Below are 19,246 nucleotides of genomic sequence, written 5' to 3' on the forward strand. Positions count from 1 at the left end.
ATATTCAACGAAGAAGGCAGTGTATTTCATGAAAATCAAAAATACACTGCCTCTTTCTTACACTTGATCTGATCGAAATTACAAATTAGTGAGTTTTTGTCGTTTGATACGTTACTTCATAATCTTTCAAATCTACTTTTTTCAAACGTTGTTTAAGTTTTTTCAATGACCAAGGCCATGCAGCAAAGTTACGCCCGTTGGCATCAAGGTAGTAACTCTTACAGCCACCACTATTGAATACAGTTGTTTGTAAGTGCTTTTGCACCAAGTCATTGTGCTTTTTAATCACATCAGCCTTAACATTTAACTTGCTAATTCCTTTGTTTTTAATTTTCAATAAGCCATCTACGATATAGTCGAGCTGTGCCTCTGCTAAACCAATGAAAGAATCATAAACCAGTACGTTAGGTCCTAAAATTAAAAATGCATTTGGTACATTTTCAATGTTGGTTCCTAAGTAAGCCTCTGGTGAACTATCTTTCCATATATCTTGTAAACATTGGCCTTTTTCATTGTGGACACGTTTACCAATGGGTGGGTGAGATACTTCAAAGCCTGTACCCCAAATAATCACATCAACTTCGTGGCGTTCACCATTCGCTGCAACCACCGTATTGCCTTCAACATTCACTAAACCATGAGGGATTAGGGTCGTGTTTGGTGCTTGTAGTGCAGGGTAGTAGTTGTTAGCGAATAAAATACGTTTACAACCAATGTCAAAGTTTGGCGTTACGTTTTTACGTAGCACAGGGTCATTAATTTGCAATTTAAGTAATTGCTTACCTAATACATTGACTGGTTTGAGCGCAAGTGGGTTACGTAAACCAAAATTAATCGCATTGAGGGTTAGCGCTACACTTTTACGCCAACTCGCCTGAATAGATGGATATTTCGCAATGACGGATTTACTCAACTCGCCCAAGTCGGTATCTGGTTTTGGCAACACCCAAGGAGCTGTACGTTGGAACACAAACAGCTCTTTTGCTTTAGGTTGAATTTGTGGCACAAATTGGATGGCAGATGCACCTGTACCAATTACAGCAATGCGTTTTCCAGTTAAGTCATAATTATGGTTCCATTTCGCTGAATGGAACATTTCACCTGTAAAGGTATCCAAACCTTCAAGACGTGGAATCTGGGCTTCGGTAATTGGGCCTGTTGCAAAAATAACAGTTCGAGATAGATATTGACCAGTAGTTGTATCAAGTACCCACAAATGGCGTGATTCATCCCAAGCAGCATTGAGTAGTTCGTTGTTAAACTCAATTTTAGACGTGATATTAAACTCGTTACTTACATCTTCTAAGTAACTTAAGATTTCCGGCTGACGTGCAAATAAGTGACTCCATTTTGCACTAGGTGCAAACGAATAAGAATACAAAGCTGACGGTACATCGCAGCCACAGCCCGGATAGGTGTTTTCACGCCAAGTGCCACCCACACGACCTGCTTTTTCAATAATTTTATAGTTGGTATAGCCAACTTGGTCGAGACGAATCGCTGCGGCGATACCGGAAATTCCGGCACCGACAATAAAGGTATCGTAAATATGGTGAGGTGAATTGACAGCTTTTTTTGCTGATGCATTTGTTTTCATTTGAGCAGTCATATGGGTACTACCTATAAAATTTCTTATTTAAATAATTTGTAAGAGGTACCAAGGAACTTGGTATACAAACTTGGAGATGCACGTTTCATCAGCCAGAACAACTTCGCATCGATTTGAGGGATGGTATAAAGTTCATCCTGATCAAGACGGTTAAGTGTGAGTTTGGCGACATCATCACTTGTGGTGAGTGCGTAGTTCATGAGCGCATGGTCTGCAAGTTTTGAATAACGACCCGGAATACGACCATTTTTAATGATATTGGTTGGCACCAAAGTCGGGCAGAGCACATTCACTTTAATGTTAAACTTACGCAGTTCAGCCGAAAGTGTTTCAGACAACGCACGAACACCCGCTTTCGTTACGTTATAAGCAGTCATTTCTGGTGCTGCGGTATAAGATGCCGCAGAAGCTACATTAATAATTGCGCCGTAACCTAGTTTTTTGAACTTTGGCACAAATGCATGACAACCATGAATAACACCCCAAAGGTTAATATTCATGACCCAGTTCCAGTCTTCTAGGGTGAGTTCATCGAACTTGCCACCCAAACCCACACCAGCGTTATTAATGATAAGAGTCACAGGATGCCCAAGTAAGATTTCAGCAGTTTCAGCCAGATGATTAACTTGTTCGGCATTACCCACATCACAACGCATAGCAAAAGCTTTTGCACCTTCTTGTTCAAGAAGTTTTACAGTTTCTTCAGCAGCTTCCAAATTAATATCTGCACAGACTACGCTGCCACCACGTTTTGCCAGTTCAATTGCAAAACTTCGACCAATCCCACTGCCTGCACCCGTCACGACGGCATAAGCTTTTTGGCTTGGTTTAACTTTCTTTTTGCCAAATAAAATCATGATTCATCCCGAAATAGATTTAAGGAACACCAGCCATTAAGTAATGACTGGTTGCAAGCCAGTTAAGACAAGCGTACAGGTGGGGTAAATTCCTTCACAAAGTAAGGTGCAATCGCGCCGCCTTCTTTCAGTAATTTGTCTTTGTAGTACTCTAGATATTCGGTCGTATCATGATCATTTGGATGAAAGTCAGGACGTAAGTAATCAAAAATCTGGCCAATGGTGCTACCGAATACACCATCTTTTGGACCAAAAATAAGTCCTACACCACGGCGAGCATCTTTCCAGAATTTTCTAGTCAACATTTCCTGTGGTTTTCTTAAAACAGGAATAAACAAGGTAGTCGCAGGGATTAGACCTAAAATAGTGAACAAAGCTAAGAAGAAACCAGAAGCTCGTAATGGATAGCTACCATTAAGTAGTTGATAAACATCATAGGCAATATCTTTATGCTCAGATTCTTCAAGCATATGCCACATCCATAACGCACGGCTTTTTGCATCATCTGAATAATAGAAATTCTTTTCGTGTTTCATCATGTATTCAGCAAGTACCGCTGTAAAATGCTCAATACCAGCCATCATCGATAATTTAAGCGGTTGTGGGAATTTTAAGAACACATATTTAAAGAAGTTCTCGCCCAAGAAACGGTATAAATCGACAGGATATTCAACATCTTTAAGCGCATCGTTATATTCATTGTGCAGTTTAGAGTGAATTGCTTCTTGTCCAATCAATGAAGTGACGCGTTGCTTTAGCACTGGGTCTTGAATAAATTCACGGTGATGACGAGCAGTTTCAATTACCAAATCTTCCCCATAGGTTAGAAATACTGAAAGCGTAGCAAAAAACATCGTGGCAAATTGATTGTTCATATAGAATTCGACATCAATCTCTTTACCTTCAAATCCGATATTTAAATGGCGGATTGGAATAGACTTTTTGCTGGCAAAATCCGGTAACTCGATTTCACGGTAAAATTTAATTTTGTTTAGGGATTTTTTAACTGTGGTCGAGATCATGGCGACACCTTCAGATCAATCAGTGATAGTGCGAGGTTGTCGAAAACCAAAAAGCTTTGACTTTCAACAGGGCACTGTAAATTCCATTTTCAAAAAGCAGTTTTCTCTGCTTACTGCGTACGGTGATGTTGCTCCGTTATTTGTTTGATTATTTGACTGAATAACGGAAAAAGAGGCGAACTTGGTAAAATGAATCAACCTCTTTTTAGATTTTTTCATGTTAATCTGAGTTTATGTTCGGATTCAATTCGGGTAACTTTGCAAGTTATTTAAGCTCAACGCCAATGTACGAATAAAATAAAAAACTAGTTTTATAATTTATTAATATATTGATTTTTATTTATATATTTTATTTGGTTTAAAAATAAGTGCCTACTAATAAAAGAACTCATAACTATGTTTAGCCATACCTCTAAAGAAATTGCGTCATGAAATTTGACAAGTATTCGGATTTTGTTTTTTTATTAGAGTAGGGCTAAATTACATGCTAATCTGAGCTTATGTTCGGATTATTTATAAGAAAATATGTCTACGCGAAAACCCCGTCAGGCACGAGCCAAAGTTACTGTCGATACCATTATTGAAGCAGGTTTTATTGCCGTAGCATTGCATGGACCAAGTGGTACCACTACACGTCATATTGCAGAAATTGCAGGGGTGAGTGTTGGGTCACTTTATGAGTATTTTAAAAACAAAGAAGAAATTTATGATGCGATGAATCACTACTTTGTGAGTGAAATTCTCGACATGATTAAAGAACTCACTCCCACAATTTTAGAGTTGGAGTTAGAGCCTGTCATTGAAATGATTTTTTATACGTTCAGTGATTTATTAAAGAAAAATAATGACCGTTACTTAACCGTTTTACGTTATGCAGGTGAGTTGCAATACGACAAATATATTCCAAAAATTGAACAGGCATTAATGGAAGTCATCATGAAATATATGATGCATAATCCTAAATATTTAAAAATTAATAATTTACCTGTTATTACCTATATTTGTATTAATAGCGGTATTTTTAACGTAGCAAGGCATCTGATTTTACCCAACCCATTTATTAGTTTTGATGAAATGGTGCAAGGGCTAACTACTATGATCATGAGCTATATCAATACTGAAATGGCAAAATCCGAAGACCAGTCGTAAGTTTTTGATGATTAATGTACATAAAAAAACACCTGTGTATATCTCTACGCAGGTGTTTTGTTGATTATGGCATGGTTGGAACTTCTTCCGGACGCATATCAAAAATCAGAATCTCAGCGTTGTCACCATTCGTAAATGATAACTTGCCTCCATCACGAATACGCGCAGCATCACCTGTGTTAAAGATTTTACCGTTTATATCAATACGGCCTTTTGCCACATGAAGGTAAACATAGCGTCCTTCTGGAATTGCAAACTCTGCTGTTTCTTCGCCGTCAAATAGACCTGAATAAATATTAATGTCTTGTTTGATTGATAAAGTTTTTTCGCTACCTTTTGGTGAAATCATCAAGTGCAATTTACCGCGTTTATCTTCCTCGGAAATATGCAATTGTTGATAACCTGGTGTGGTGTTCACTTCATTTGGAACTACCCAAATTTGCAAGAAGTGCACGTTTTCTTGTGCAGAGTGGTTAAATTCACTATGAGCAACACCACGACCTGCGCTCATTAATTGAATATCACCAGGCACAATCACCGAACCAGTACCCATTGAATCTTTATGTTCTAATGCACCTTCAAGCACATAAGAAATGATTTCCATGTTGCGGTGAGGGTGAGTACCAAAGCCTTTCGATGGTGCAACGGTATCGTCATTAATCACAAGCAAATCTGAAAAGCCTACTTGTTTCGGGTCCCAATAATTTGCAAATGAAAACGTGTGTTTTGACTGTAACCAGCCATGATGTGCTGCACCACGCTCATGAGATAAACGCATATCAAACATGATTTATTATCCTCATTCAATTTTTTTCTCTGAATGCAGTTTATCGTTTTCATTTGTGCAATAAAGCTCTGAAAATAGAAAGCTTGGTGTGATTTTTGGAACGCTGAAATATTGAAATAAGATTTCTATCGAAGTAGGCATAATGTTTCATTTGTTATCTTTTAAAGCCATATTTTTATCCTTTTAGGACAAATGTCTTTTATTTGAATAATTATGAATAATAGTGGGTTATATAAGTTATTTGAAATTATCAAAAATATTTAAGTTGGCAAAAAGTTTCAATGTGGGTTGGCTTTTTTTGTCCTTGTTCGAGAGTTATATCAAGCGCACTATTTAATCTGATTTGGTGAACTTAACAATGCTTAAGTTCATAAAACATGGCAAGGCAGATGTATTCGAGCAAATTCTTGTTCTAGAGCAGTTAAAGATTGCAAGAAATAATCTAAAGACAACTTTATCTGCTTGATTCGACGCTGCCTTGTATTTAACAAATTTTATAGGGTGTCGAAAATGGTCGCTCAAGCTATCCGAAATGTTATTTCTCCTAAATCAGTTATAGCGCAGTATCAAAAGATAGACTTTTCAAATAAAGGATCTATCCCAATACGTCATCTAAATATCGGGTTTGATGGCAAAGAAATTGATATCGAGTTTTACGTCAATAACCAGTTTGCAACTTTGTTCTTTGCCACGCTTTCGGTTTTCTTGACCTATGGTGAAGATCTGGTGATTGAAACAGCTCGTCACCACCGTGAATTTATTCAAGATCCGATTTTAAAACAGCGTGTTACTTCCCTCATCGGTCAAGAAGCCATTCATTCAAAATTGCATAATGAGTTCAATGATGCAATTAAAGAGCTGGAATATCCGGTCGATTTGTATCGTTTCTTGGGCGAAAACTTCTTTAAATATGTGTTTTTAAAATTCCCGCAGCCATTAAAGCTTTCACTCATGGCGGGTATTGAGCACTTTACGGCAGTACTTGCCGAATACATGATGAAGCATGAAAAGAATTTTTATTATACCGATGATGCGAAAAGCCGTGCGTTATGGATGTGGCATATGCTTGAAGAGTCTGAGCATAAAGACATTGCCTATGATGTCTATCAGATTTTGAACGGTAACTATCCATTGCGTGCAACCGGCTTTTTAATGGCTTTCATCACCATTTTAGGGCTTATTCCAACCGCAACTTTATTGGTACCCGTACTGCGTAAGCCAAAAGAACTGTTAACCAGAAAATTCTGGAAAGACGCACGTCGTGGCGTCAACTTAATTTTTAGTCCAAAAGATGGCGTATTTGGCAGCACCATTGGGCAGATTTTTGATTATTTACGTCCTAACTTCCATCCAAATGACCATGATACGACTCAATACCTTGAGTACTACAAAAACAAATTACTGAACGAGGGCGGTGCGATTGCACCTTACTTTGTGAAGGAATTTACTCCACCAGTTCGTGCAGTTTCATAAAGCTATTGGTCACGGCAGTAATACCCAAATTACTGCCGTCTCCCTAAAATTTTTTAGGATTTACTATGATTCTATTTGGTAAGAAAGGCCAGCCGAGTCGAAATGCATATGCTGTTGTGACTGGGGCAGGCAGTGGAATTGGTCGTAGCTTTGCACTTGAACTGGCAAAACGCGGTGGCAACGTGGTATGTGCGGATATTAATTTAGAAGCTGCTGAAGAAACTGTAAAGTTAATTGAACAGCTTGGACAAAAAGCATTTGCTGTCCAGTGCGATGTTGGACAAGCAGAACAAGTACAGGCTTTGGCTGATCAAGCAGAACAGTTATTAGAGCATCCGGTAACACTCATCATTAATAATGCGGGCGTAGGTTTAGGCGGTAAATTTGATGAAATGAGTTTGGAGGACTGGAAGTGGTGTATGCATGTAAACCTATGGGGTGTTATTCATGGTTGTCATGCATTTGTGCCAAAGCTTAAAAAACTAGGTTACGGTGCAATTATTAATGTCGCTTCTGCGGCGTCTTATACCGCAGCACCTGAAATGAGTGTCTATAACGTAACGAAAGCCGGTGTATTGGCATTATCAGAAACGCTTTCAGCTGAGCTTCGCAAATTCAATATTAAAGTGAATGTGCTGTGCCCAACTTTGGTACCTACCAATATCATTAAAAATGGTCGGATTCCGGGCCGTTATTCCAAGCTTGCAGACCATGCACTCATGAACTACGCCATGACCACCAGTGACGCAGTTGCGACTTTAACATTGAATCGATTAGATCGAGGGCAGCTCTATACCACGCCACAGATCGACGCCAAATTATTCTGGCTTATGAAAAGAACATCACCGACTTTATATGCAAAGTTCCTTGGGCTTTCGTATCAGTTATTTAAATAAAATTTTGTATAGGCAGAAAAATTATGGTCACTAAATCTAGGACAAATACACGTACACGTAAAGCCCAAGAAGTTGCACATATTTATGACACTTTTATTGTCGGTGCAGGTATTTCTGGCTTAGCTGCTGCAATCAAGCTCAATGAAGCAGGTTTAACCAATTTTAAAATTATTGAAAAAGCGAGCCGCGTCGGTGGTACTTGGCGTGAAAACACCTATCCGGGCTGTGGGTGTGATGTACCTTCAGCTCTGTATTCTTACTCCTTTGCCCCAAGTGCAAAATGGAGTCACTTATTTGCACGCCAACCGGAAATTTTAAGTTACTTAGAAGATGTAAGCCGTGAGTTTGATATTGAGTCCTTAATTGAGTTCAATACCGAATTATTAAAAGCAGAATGGGACAATCTCAAAAATGTATGGAAACTAGAGACGAGCTCTGGTTTATATATTGCTAAAACAGTTCTATTTGCTACTGGCCCAATTACTGAAGCGCAGATACCACGCCTTGAGGGCTTAGATACCTTTACAGGTGAAATGTTCCATTCAGCGAAGTGGAACCATGATTATGACTTAACTGGAAAACGTATTGCTGTGATTGGTACTGGTGCATCTGCCATCCAGTTTGTGCCCCAAATTCAACCTAAAGCCAAAGAACTGTTTGTATTCCAACGTACAGCCCCTTGGGTGCTGCCAAAACCAGATACCGACTTAGGTGAGTTGAGTAAATCAATCATTGCAAAATATCCAAAAATTCAAGCCACTTGGCGCCAGACTGTAGCAGGCACCTTAAATGTCATCAATTTTGGTTTACGCAACCCAAAAGCTTTAAAGCCTGTCAATTTTGCTGCGAAACAACTATTAAAGTTACAAATTAAAGATCCAGTTTTACGTAAAAACGTAACACCTAACTTTGATATTGGCTGTAAACGTATTTTATTTGCCAATAACTATTATCCAGCATTACAAGCACCGAATACCACGCTTATTCCACATGGTCTAGTTAAAGTGGAAGGCAACACCGTGGTTGCTGCTAACGGTGAACGCCACGAAGTAGATGTGATTATTTGGGGTACTGGATTTGAAGTATCTCACCCACCAATCGGTAAACGGGTACATAACGAAAAAGGGGAATGCCTAGCTGAGCTTTGGAAAGACTCATCACCAGAAGCCTACTTAGGAACCAACATTGAAAATGTACCGAATGCATTTCTTATGCTAGGGCCAAATGTTTTGGTTTATGACTCATTTATTGGCCTTGCTGAAGCACAACTGCAATATATTGTAGATGGTTTGCTACAAATGAAGGCAAAAGGTATTGCTAAGCTTTCAGTGAAATCAGCAGTAATTAAAAAGCATAATGAGCTTGTACAAAAACATCTGCAAACCACTGTATTCAATAGTGGGGGATGTAAAAGTTACTACCTTGATGCCAATGGACGTAACTTTGCTGCATGGCCGTGGTCTTTGAAAAAACTTAGAGAGCGGTTACATCATTTAAAGTTAGAAGAATATGATGTGATTTATGAAGCTGATTTGGTAAAAGCAAAACCAAAAGTGGAAGAAGTTGCGGGTTAATGATTTCGTAAAAGCCCATTTTGATTTATTGAAATGGGCTTTTTATTATCTAATGATTTAACAAATAAATTAATATTCAATGAATAATATAATGAAGTTAAAGTGAAAAGTAGATTTAAATATACTTTAAAATAAAAGTGGGGAAATAGCCTATATAACTTTCTGTTAAAAAAATATAGTTATTTTTAAAAATGAATTTTTAAGTGAAAAGTATTATTTTTAATCTTTTTTTAAATTGTAAATTGGAAAACATTTTTTATATCAATAGCTTGAGTAATTAATAATTATTGTAAATAAATGTGAAAATATTCACAAACTGGTTGTTTTTTGTTAAGATCATTAACATTAAAAACATAGAGATAATAATAATGATCAATAAAGTATTAATAGTGTTGTGTGTGAGTATCGTGTTTGTATTAGGGTATTGGGCATATTTAGATACCCAAAATAAAAGACATCAGGAGCTCATGAGGATTATTCAGGAAGCTGAAAAAAATTTGCAGACGATTGAGCGAAATCCAAATCGTGTGAGTCATAGCAATTTAGCTTCATACAATTTGCAAAAATATATTAGTGATAAAAAAGTTTTTTTCTAAGCAGAATGGTTATTGTAATTTGCTTTAAAAAGTGTGCCATTGGTCATATCTTTTCATAAATTTTGATCATGTTGCTGTTGAATCTGTTAAACTTATTGAACGTATAGTAAAAAAGCTGCATAGGGGTTATGCAGCTTTTTTGTGTTTCAAGAGGGGCTGTGGCTATTTTCTGTGTATGAAAACAGACATCAAATGAGTGGCATATTTGTTGCTTCGTCTATTTAAGATTTTTGTCTAGAGATCTGAACAGAAAAACAAGATTGCTCAGATACCTACATAGAAGTACATATTCCACAGCTCAGATTTTGCATAGAGGCTACTTATGGCGGCGCCCAATTCTTCGGCAGGCTGGTTAGAGCGTTTATTTAAGTTAAGCGACAATAAAACCACGTTTCGAACAGAAGTTCTTGCTGGTGTAACTACATTTTTAACGATGTGTTACATCATCATTGTCAATCCACTCATTTTATCTGAAACCGGCATGGATCATGGCGCCGTATTCGTTGCGACCTGTTTGGCAGCAGCAATCGGTTGTTTAGTGATGGGTATTATTGCCAATTACCCAATCGCCTTGGCACCGGGTATGGGGCTTAATGCTTATTTTACCTATTCGGTATGTATGGGTATGGGAGTGCCATGGCAGACAGCTTTAGCAGCTGTTTTTGTTTCAGGTGTTGTATTTCTTGCTATTAGCTTCTTTAAAGTTCGTGAAGCGATTGTCAATGCCATTCCAATGTCGCTTAAATTTGCGATAGGTGGTGGTATTGGTTTATTCCTTGCACTTATTGCGCTAAAAAATGCTGGAATCATTGTTGCAAACAAAGCGACATTAGTGGGTTTGGGCGATATTAAACAACCTACTGTACTACTGGCTTTATTTGGCTTTTTACTTATTGTTGTTTTACATCAGCTCAAAGTTCGTGGTGCCATCATTATTAGTATTTTAGTGGTGACAGCAATTGCGACTGCTTTAGACTTAAATGAATTTAAAGGCGTAGTGGGCCAGATTCCTTCTATTGCCCCAACATTCATGCAAATGGACTTTAAAGGCCTATTCACTGCAAGTATGGTGGGTGTCATCTTCGTATTCTTCATTGTTGACTTGTTTGACAGTACGGGTACTTTAGTTGGCGTTTCACACCGTGCAGGACTTTTACAAGATGGTAAATTACCACGTTTGAAAAAAGCACTATTTGCTGACTCTACTGCGATTGTTGCTGGTGCAGCATTAGGTACTTCATCAACTACACCATATATTGAATCAGCTTCAGGTGTAGCAGCAGGTGGACGTACAGGTTTAACCGCTGTCGTTGTCGCTTTCTTATTTATTTGCTGTTTATTTTTGGCACCTCTTGCTCAATCTGTACCAGGTTTTGCAACAGCCCCAGCTTTATTGTTTATTGGTGTGTTGATGATTCAAGGTATCACTCATATCGATTGGGATGATATTACAGAAGCTGTTCCAGCCTTTTTAACGATTGTATTTATGCCATTTGCCTACTCAATTGCAGATGGTATTGCAATGGGCTTTATCAGCTATGCATTAGTTAAATTATTTACAGGTAAGGCAAAAACTGTTCCATACATGGTATGGATTATTGCTGCTCTTTGGGTATTTAAATTTATCGCTTTTGGCGGTTAATACGATTTTTTATAATTTCCTTCTAGAACTATTTTAGTGATAGAGATATAAGAAGGAAATTATAGAAGGGTGTGTTTACCACACCCTTTTTTCTTTAGATGTGGAGTTAATATGAATCAAGTCGAGCTGATTCAGGCCTTACCAAAAGCTGAGTTGCATGTACATATTGAAGGTACTTTTGAACCTGAATTAATGTTTGCGATTGCACAGCGTAATCAGATTCAGATTCCTTACAAATCTGTTGAAGAAGTAAAGCAAGCTTATAACTTTCATAATCTTCAATCATTTTTAGATATTTACTATGCTGGTGCAAATGTTCTTGTTCATGAGCAAGATTTTTATGATTTAGCATGGGCATATTTTGAGAAATGTGCAGAAGATCGTGTCGTTCATACAGAAATGTTCTTTGACCCGCAAACTCATACCGACCGTGGTATTGCGTTTGCAACGGTGATCAATGGGCTTAAACGTGCCTGTGCTGACGCAAAAAACAAATTTGGTATTAGCTCTCAGCTTATTATGTGTTTCCTGCGTCATTTAAGCGAAGAAGCTGCATTTGAAACGCTTGAGCAAGCTTTACCGTTTAAACAAGACATCATTGCTGTTGGACTTGATTCAAGTGAAGTAGGACACCCACCAGCTAAGTTTGAACGTGTTTTTGCTAAGGCACGTGAAGAAGGTTTCTTAATCGTGGCTCACGCAGGCGAAGAAGGCCCACCTGAATATGTATGGGAAGCTTTAGACTTGCTCAAAGTAAACCGTATTGACCACGGCGTGCGTTCTGAAGAAGACGAACAATTAATGGCTCGTTTAATTAATGAAAAAATGCCATTAACGGTTTGTCCTTTAAGTAACTTAAAGCTATGTGTCGTTAAGGATATGAAAGAGCACAACATCCGCCGTCTTTTACAAAAAGGCGTACACGTGACTGTTAACTCGGACGATCCTTCATATTTCGGTGGATATATGAATGATAACTTCGTTGCTATTCAGCAAGCCTTAGATTTAAGTAATGATGAGTTGAAGCAACTCGCAATTAACTCTTTTGAAGCCTCTTTCATTTCAGATGAAGAGAAACAAAAGTGGATTTCTGAAATCCAAAAAATCTAAATAAAAAAAACCGCCTGATAGGCGGTTTTTTTTAACATTGAATTTATTTAGGCTGTTTGGTCATACTGTTTAAAACATTGTCTTTATCCACAAAGTGATGTTTTAAAGCTGCCAGAACATGTCCAACAATAAGCAAACCTGCAAACCACGAAATATAAATATGTAATGGTTTAACGATAGCTAAAAGCTCTGGATTGTCTTGTACTAAACGTGGAATTTCAAATAAATATAAAACAGGGGCAGGGTGACCAGCACTCCAGCTAAATAAACAGCCAGTCACAGGTAAAGCCACCAAAATCACATAAAGCAATAGATGACCAACATGTGCCAAAGTTTTCATCGTCGGTGACATCGTGTCAGGCAGTTGTGGGGCTGGGTGGGTGTAACGCCAGAATAGGCGAATAACCACTAAAAAGATAATGGTTGTGGCAATGTTTTTATGCAGTGTAATAACATCACCTTTAAAGCTGCCATCGGCATCGTAACTTAAAAAATTTCCACTATAGAAACCAATCACCCAAGCGGTAATGAAAATGATTGCCATGACCCAATGCAGAATCTGTGCAGTACGGGTGTAGTATTGAGAGGATGAGGCAGGCATAAAAGACCCTATTTTTTTGTCATTTTAGCGCTAGATTTTATGGGAAAGCACTGAATTTGAGAAATGTTGTTCTCGTAACGGAGCGTGCTATAAACAGAACGCTTTAATTGGGAAAAACACAGTCAATTTGAGCGAGAAAATAAGAGAGCTAGTTTGCATAAATGCATCAATTTATTTGTTTCTTCTAAGCACAAGTTTAGGCAAAATACGCGCTGCTTACGTTCGATCAAAGGAAAAAATGATGAAAAAATTGATGCTCGCTGTAGCACCAGTAGTTTTGGCTTTAACAGCATGTGCGACCACACCTGGTGCAGGTTCTGCAGAAACTGCAACTCAACAGTTAGGCATGACTGCATTAAAAGTTGCTGTAAATGCGAAATGTATTACAGAAATTAATAATGTCGCTGCATGGAAAACAGCAACAAAGCTTATGACTGCTGAACAACGTGATAGTATTCAAACTAATGTTTGTGGTTGCGTAAGTGAAAAGGCACCAAACAGTGTGACTGCAGTTGATTTGGCTACTGCTGCACTTGACCCAGCTGCACGTGCAACAGTTGTAAATCAAGTCGTTTCTAATACTGTAAATGCTTGCGTAGCAGAAGCTTTACAAAAGTAATTAATAATTTGAGTTTCAAAGAAGGCTGACTCATATTGATCGGCCTCTTTTTTTTATTGGAGTATACATGTTTGTTGCAGGCGTAGATGAGGCGGGGCGAGGCCCACTAGTGGGTTCAGTTGTTGCTGCAGCTGTTATTTTAGATCCGAACAATCCAATTTTAGGATTAAACGATTCTAAAAAATTAACTGAAAAGAAACGTGAAAAGTTGTTTATTGAAATTCAGGAAAAAGCTTTAGCATGGTCAATAGCGGAAGCGACACATGCGGAAATTGATGAGCTGAATATCTTGCAGGCAACATTTTTAGCAATGAAAAGAGCAGTGGAAGGCCTAAAAACACAGCCTCAAAAAGTCATTGTAGATGGCAACCAAATTCCGAAAGGAATCATTATTCCTTGTGAAGCGATTGTTGGTGGTGATGCTAGTCATGCCGAGATTAGTGCAGCGAGTATTTTGGCAAAAGTCACACGTGATCGCCAAATGGCAGAATTAGATCAGCAATATCCATTATTTGGTTTTGGAAAACATAAAGGTTATCCAACAAAAGCACATTTTGAAGCGATTGCAGCTCATGGCGTGATCGATCAGCATCGTCGTAGTTATGCACCAGTAAAACGTGCATTAGGTCTATAAATTTACATACTCCCAAAAAATTTAAAGCGACTATAAAGTCGCTTTAATTAGGGAGAGAATAACTTCATACTAACGATTGAAGTTTTTCTGTGCATAATTATCATCTTCATATGAAACTTGATAATCTTGATCAAGATGTTGAAGGTGTTCATGCATTGCACGTTCATGTTGAATACGTTGATAAATTTCTTCGCGATGAACAGAAACCTCTTTTGGCGCATTCACACCAATTCGAACCTGGTTTCCTTTGACGCCAAGCACAGTAACACTGACTTGATCCCCAATCATTAATGTTTCCCCGACACGGCGGGTCAGAATCAGCATGTTTATCTCCTTGCTAAACGCTTAAAACTGCAATATTGGTACCCAAATAAAAAGCTCAACCTCAGTTTTCAGTCAGATTCTAACAGAAATATGAGAACAAAGTCATATTTTGATAATCTCTGCCAAAAAACTTTCCGTTTAATATAACAGAGCCGCTATAAAAAAAACTATAGCGGCTCTGTGTTTTCTTTGATTATTGTCGGACAAGTAAACAGTTTTGAATGAATTCTTGACCGTTTGGTAAAATTAAGCGCGGGCGCTGCTTTCACCGTGTTCGCGATCTAAACCAAAAGCGGTATGTAGGCAACGAACTGCAAGTTCTAGATATTTCTCATCAATAATGACAGAAACCTTAATTTCAGAAGTTGAAATCATAAGGATGTTGATGCCTTCGTCTGCAAGGGCAGTGAACATCTTACTTGCTACACCAGCATGTGAGCGCATACCCACACCAACAATTGAAACTTTTACGATATCGTCACGTGTTGAAACTTCACGTGCACCAATGTTTTTGGCAGTTTCATTTAAGATTTTTTCAGCTTTCGCTAAATCAACACGGTTTACTGTGAAAGTAAAATCAGTTGTGCCATCTTCTTCAACATTTTGAACTATCATGTCCACTTCAATGTTGGCATCACTTACTGGTGATAAAATTTTAGAAGCAATACCTGGTTCATCAGGTACACCTAAAATCGTTAATTTTGCTTCGTCACGGTTAAAAGCAATACCTGCAATGATTGGCTGTTCCATATTGTCTTCTGCCTCAGTAGTAATGAGTGTACCTACATTTTCTTTAAATTCGTCGTCAAATGCGCCGTCTTCATCATTATCAAAGCTTGATAATACACGTAAAGGAACTTGATATTTTCCGGCAAATTCTACTGAGCGAATTTGTAAAACTTTTGAACCTAATGATGCCATTTCTAGCATTTCTTCAAAAGAAATACGATCAATTTTCTTCGCTTTAGGAGCAACACGAGGGTCTGTAGTGTAAACACCATCAACGTCAGTATAGATTTGGCATTCATCTGCTTTAAGTGCAGCTGCAATGGCAACACCAGAAGTATCTGAACCACCACGTCCTAGAGTTGTTGTGTTTCCATTGGCATCAAAGCCTTGGAAGCCTGCAACCACAATAACACGGCCTGCATCTAGGTCATTGGTCATGACATCTGTGTCAATCGACTCAATACGCGCCTTGGTAAATGCACTGTCAGTTTTAATACCGACTTGACGTCCGGTATAGGATTTAGCTTCCACACCAATCGAATTAAGTGCCATAGCTAACATGGAAATCGTCACCTGTTCACCGGTTGAAACCATTTGGTCTAACTCGCGTGGGTCAGGTGTTTCGGTAATGGCTTTAGCGAGGGCAAGTAAGCGGTTTGTTTCACCACTCATTGCAGATACGACCACAACAACCTTGTGACCGTGATCATGCCAACGCTTCACACGACGAGCAACATTTAAAATGCGCTCGGGGGTACCCATAGAAGTACCGCCATATTTTTGAACGATTAATGCCATAGTTGTTCCATATAAGCCATGACCCTGAGAGGCTTTTCAGGGTCAGTTACACAAAAAGTGAAGTCTTATTTTTGTTCAAGCCAAGCAGGCAATGCTGCAATAACTTGTCCAAACTTCTCGTTAAGTGGCGCGCCACCTTGTGCTAAGTCAGGTTTACCACCACCTTTACCACCTAACTCAGTTGCTAGATGTTTGATGATGTCACCTGCTTTTAGATTTGCAGTGTATTGCGACGCGACTGATGCAAGCAGGCTGACTTTGTCACCCTCTACACCTGCTAACACAATCACTGCGTTCTCTAATTTTGATTTCACACTGTCATGTAAGTTGCGAAGCGCTTTGGCATCAACACCTTGAACAGTGGTAATAAGCGTTTGACGACCAGCAATGGTTTGTACTTGGTCAATCAAGTCAGCCGCTTGGAAGTTTGCCAATTTTTGGTTGAGCTGTTCAATCTGCTTTTGTAGTGCAGAAACCAATTCTACATTGGCTTGTACACGCTCAACTGTTTGGTCTTTCTGTGCTTTTAGTAAGCTATTAATGTGCTGAATATCATTATCAGCTTTTTGTACCACTTCTAACGCTTTAGTACCAGTTACTGCTTCAATACGACGTACACCAGCAGCTACGCCACCTTCAGAAGTGATTTTGAATAAACCAATATCACCTGTGCGTTTTACGTGAATACCACCACAAAGTTCAATTGAGAAGTTTTTCTCATCAATGATTGAACCCATAGAGAGTACACGAACTTCATCGCCATATTTTTCACCGAACAACATCATTGCGCCTTTTGCTTTCGCAGCTTCAATGTCGAGAAGTTCAGTCGTCACTGGAGTATTGGCAATAACTTCAGCATTTACGAGACGTTCAACTTGTTGTAATTGTTCAAATGAAACAGGTTGGTCATTTGCAAAGTCAAAACGTAAGATGTCGCTTGCAACTAAAGAACCTTTTTGTTGTACATGTGAACCTAAGATTTGACGAAGGGCAGCATGTAACAAGTGAGTTGCTGAGTGGTTGCGCGCAGTAGCTTCACGAATGTCTGCTTTAACAATCGCTTCTACATTTTGATTTGCCTTGAGGTTACCAACGGTCACAATACCTTGATGAACAAAGGCACCGCCAGACTTTTTGGTGTCTTGAACTTCAAAAATACCAGTTTCGTTTTTGAAGATACCCGTATCACCAATCTGACCACCACTTTCAGCATAGAAAGGAGTTTGGTTTAGAACGATAAGCGCTTCGTCACCTTCAGAAACTTCATCAACTTGTACGCCATCTTTATAGATCGCTACAATTTCGCCTTGACCAGTTGTATTGATATAACCGTCGAACTGAGTTTCACCTTCGACTTTTACAATGTTGTTATAGTCAACTGCAAACTTACCAGCGTCACGCGCACGTTGACGTTGTGCAGCCATTTCAACTTCAAAGCCAGCTTCATCAATAATAAAGCCACGTTCACGTGCAATATCAGCAGTTAAGTCTGTTGGGAAGCCATAAGTGTCGTAAAGTTTAAATACAGTCGCACCAGGAATAGTTTTATCTTTTAACTGAGCAAGTTCACCTTCAAGTAGTTTTAAACCTTGCTCAAGTGTTTTAGCAAACTGTTCTTCTTCACGAATTAAAGTTGCTTCAATCACATCTTTGCGCGCTGCAAGTTCTGGGTATGCATCACCCATAACTTCGATTAAAGGTTGCAACATTTTGTAGAAGAATGTGCCTGTTGCACCAAGCTTATTACCATGACGCACAGCACGGCGGATAATACGGCGAAGTACATAGCCACGACCTTCATTGCTTGGGTTCACACCATCAGCAATTAAGAAACAGCAAGAACGCGCATGATCTGCAACAACACGTAAAGAAGGCTGACCTTCGTCTTCAATACCAATAATGTTTGCAGCAGCTTTTAATAAGTGTTGGAACAGGTCAATGTCATAGTTTGAATTAACATGTTGCAATACAGCAGAAATACGCTCTAAGCCCATACCTGTATCTACAGATGGAGCTGGAAGAGGGTGAAGTACGCCATCAGCAGTACGGTTAAACTGCATGAAAACGTTGTTCCAGATTTCAATGAAACGGTCGCCATCTTCTTCAGGAGAACCAGGTAAACCACCCCAAATGTGGTCGCCGTGGTCAAAGAAAATTTCAGAACATGGGCCACATGGACCTGTATCACCCATTGCCCAGAAGTTATCTGAAGCGTATTTTTCGCCTTTGTTATCACCAATACGGATAATACGTTCTGGTGCTAAACCAATTTCTTTATTCCAGATGTCATACGCTTCATCATCGGTATGATAAACCGTTACATATAAACGATCTTTCGGCAAAGCAAGCCATTGTTCGCTGGTTAAAAATTCCCAAGCAAACTTAAGCGCATCACGTTTGAAATAGTCACCAAATGAGAAGTTACCTAACATTTCAAAGAATGTATGGTGACGAGCTGTATAGCCGACGTTATCTAAATCGTTATGTTTACCGCCTGCACGTACACATTTTTGTGATGTTGTGGCACGTACATAGTCACGTTTCTCAAGACCTAAAAAACAGTCTTTAAACTGGTTCATCCCAGCATTTGTAAATAATAAAGTTGGGTCGTTGGCAGGAACAAGAGAACTCGACGCGACACGTGTATGCCCTTGCGTTTCAAAGTAGCGCAAAAATGCTTCACGAATTTCAGCAGATGTCATTAAACGAGTACTCACAACCAAGTCACTCCATATTTTCGAATTTGGCTAAAAGCATCACTACAAGTTTGTTTGTTCACAAATCTCGCATGTGACACGGGGCTTATTTTTAAAAAACGCTAAATTG

17 protein-coding genes are annotated in these 19,246 nt (G+C 38.8%); 9 read left to right on the forward strand and 8 right to left on the reverse strand.

Annotated elements, in window-relative coordinates; all coding sequences use genetic code 11:
* Nucleotides 1-85: 85 nt before the first annotated feature.
* From ACIF8R_RS10555 to ACIF8R_RS10565, 3 genes are all read right to left on the reverse strand, one after another.
* A complete protein-coding gene (locus tag ACIF8R_RS10555; protein ID WP_396480646.1) occupies nucleotides 86-1,609 on the reverse strand; it encodes a flavin-containing monooxygenase in 1,524 nt (507 codons plus the stop codon).
* Nucleotides 1,610-1,632: 23 nt separating this feature from the next.
* Nucleotides 1,633-2,466, reverse strand: coding sequence for an SDR family NAD(P)-dependent oxidoreductase (locus tag ACIF8R_RS10560; RefSeq protein WP_396480648.1), 834 nt, complete (start codon nucleotides 2,464-2,466; stop codon nucleotides 1,633-1,635).
* Nucleotides 2,467-2,528: 62 nt separating this feature from the next.
* Nucleotides 2,529-3,488 (reverse strand): metal-dependent hydrolase, encoded by a 960-nt coding sequence (locus tag ACIF8R_RS10565; protein ID WP_396480650.1) that lies wholly within the window; start codon nucleotides 3,486-3,488, stop codon nucleotides 2,529-2,531.
* Between the two features lie 525 nt (nucleotides 3,489-4,013).
* Here ACIF8R_RS10565 and ACIF8R_RS10570 point away from each other — a divergent pair.
* Complete coding sequence (locus ACIF8R_RS10570) at nucleotides 4,014-4,637, forward strand: TetR/AcrR family transcriptional regulator (protein ID WP_110982452.1); 624 nt, start codon at nucleotides 4,014-4,016, stop codon at nucleotides 4,635-4,637.
* Between the two features lie 64 nt (nucleotides 4,638-4,701).
* On the opposite strand, the gene ACIF8R_RS10575 is transcribed toward ACIF8R_RS10570, so the two are convergent.
* Nucleotides 4,702-5,424, reverse strand: a complete 723-nt coding sequence (locus tag ACIF8R_RS10575) for a pirin family protein (RefSeq protein WP_396480652.1) — start codon at nucleotides 5,422-5,424, stop codon at nucleotides 4,702-4,704.
* A gap of 510 nt (nucleotides 5,425-5,934) precedes the next feature.
* Here ACIF8R_RS10575 and ACIF8R_RS10580 point away from each other — a divergent pair.
* The 6 genes from ACIF8R_RS10580 to ACIF8R_RS10605 all read left to right on the forward strand — a co-directional run bounded on the left by ACIF8R_RS10580 (nucleotide 5,935) and on the right by ACIF8R_RS10605 (nucleotide 12,715).
* Nucleotides 5,935-6,897, forward strand: a complete 963-nt coding sequence (locus ACIF8R_RS10580) for a metal-dependent hydrolase (RefSeq protein WP_002156843.1) — start codon at nucleotides 5,935-5,937, stop codon at nucleotides 6,895-6,897.
* Between the two features lie 65 nt (nucleotides 6,898-6,962).
* Nucleotides 6,963-7,793: an SDR family NAD(P)-dependent oxidoreductase gene (locus tag ACIF8R_RS10585; protein WP_396480654.1), complete on the forward strand. Its 831-nt coding sequence runs from the start codon at nucleotides 6,963-6,965 to the stop codon at nucleotides 7,791-7,793.
* 23 nt (nucleotides 7,794-7,816) lie between these two features.
* The gene (locus ACIF8R_RS10590) at nucleotides 7,817-9,367 is read left to right on the forward strand and encodes a flavin-containing monooxygenase (protein WP_396480656.1); all 1,551 of its coding nucleotides are present in this window, start codon (nucleotides 7,817-7,819) and stop codon (nucleotides 9,365-9,367) included.
* Nucleotides 9,368-9,735: 368 nt separating this feature from the next.
* The gene (locus ACIF8R_RS10595; protein WP_000608974.1) at nucleotides 9,736-9,963 is read left to right on the forward strand and encodes a hypothetical protein; all 228 of its coding nucleotides are present in this window, start codon (nucleotides 9,736-9,738) and stop codon (nucleotides 9,961-9,963) included.
* Between the two features lie 322 nt (nucleotides 9,964-10,285).
* Complete coding sequence (locus ACIF8R_RS10600) at nucleotides 10,286-11,605, forward strand: NCS2 family permease (RefSeq protein ID WP_396480658.1); 1,320 nt, start codon at nucleotides 10,286-10,288, stop codon at nucleotides 11,603-11,605.
* A gap of 111 nt (nucleotides 11,606-11,716) precedes the next feature.
* Complete coding sequence (locus ACIF8R_RS10605; protein WP_396480660.1) at nucleotides 11,717-12,715, forward strand: adenosine deaminase; 999 nt, start codon at nucleotides 11,717-11,719, stop codon at nucleotides 12,713-12,715.
* 43 nt (nucleotides 12,716-12,758) lie between these two features.
* Here the strand turns inward: ACIF8R_RS10605 and ACIF8R_RS10610 are convergent, their stop codons facing one another.
* Nucleotides 12,759-13,316: a cytochrome b gene (locus ACIF8R_RS10610; RefSeq protein ID WP_396464058.1), complete on the reverse strand. Its 558-nt coding sequence runs from the start codon at nucleotides 13,314-13,316 to the stop codon at nucleotides 12,759-12,761.
* A 241-nt stretch (nucleotides 13,317-13,557) separates the two neighbouring features.
* On the opposite strand from ACIF8R_RS10610, the gene ACIF8R_RS10615 reads away from it, so the two are divergent.
* Together ACIF8R_RS10615 and rnhB are read left to right on the forward strand one after the other, a co-directional pair.
* Entirely contained in the window at nucleotides 13,558-13,935 is a 378-nt protein-coding gene (locus ACIF8R_RS10615) for a hypothetical protein (protein ID WP_304390620.1), read from the forward strand.
* Nucleotides 13,936-14,002: 67 nt separating this feature from the next.
* Complete coding sequence (gene rnhB, locus ACIF8R_RS10620; RefSeq protein ID WP_087606204.1) at nucleotides 14,003-14,569, forward strand: ribonuclease HII; 567 nt, start codon at nucleotides 14,003-14,005, stop codon at nucleotides 14,567-14,569.
* A 69-nt stretch (nucleotides 14,570-14,638) separates the two neighbouring features.
* Here the strand turns inward: rnhB and csrA are convergent, their stop codons facing one another.
* The 3 genes from csrA to alaS all read right to left on the reverse strand — a co-directional run bounded on the left by csrA (nucleotide 14,639) and on the right by alaS (nucleotide 19,122).
* Nucleotides 14,639-14,893 carry a carbon storage regulator CsrA gene (gene csrA / locus ACIF8R_RS10625; protein ID WP_000906487.1) on the reverse strand — a complete coding sequence of 85 codons (255 nt, stop codon included), beginning with the start codon at nucleotides 14,891-14,893 and terminating at the stop codon, nucleotides 14,639-14,641.
* Between the two features lie 246 nt (nucleotides 14,894-15,139).
* Nucleotides 15,140-16,420: an aspartate kinase gene (locus ACIF8R_RS10630; protein ID WP_263613279.1), complete on the reverse strand. Its 1,281-nt coding sequence runs from the start codon at nucleotides 16,418-16,420 to the stop codon at nucleotides 15,140-15,142.
* Nucleotides 16,421-16,485: 65 nt separating this feature from the next.
* On the reverse strand, nucleotides 16,486-19,122 hold the full coding sequence (alaS, locus tag ACIF8R_RS10635) for an alanine--tRNA ligase (RefSeq protein WP_396480750.1): 2,637 nt from the start codon (nucleotides 19,120-19,122) through the stop codon (nucleotides 16,486-16,488).
* Between the last annotated feature and the right edge of the window lie 124 nt (nucleotides 19,123-19,246).

This window comes from Acinetobacter sp. ABJ_C4_1 (assembly GCF_044538495.1).
Taxonomy (GTDB): domain Bacteria; phylum Pseudomonadota; class Gammaproteobacteria; order Pseudomonadales; family Moraxellaceae; genus Acinetobacter; species Acinetobacter nosocomialis_A.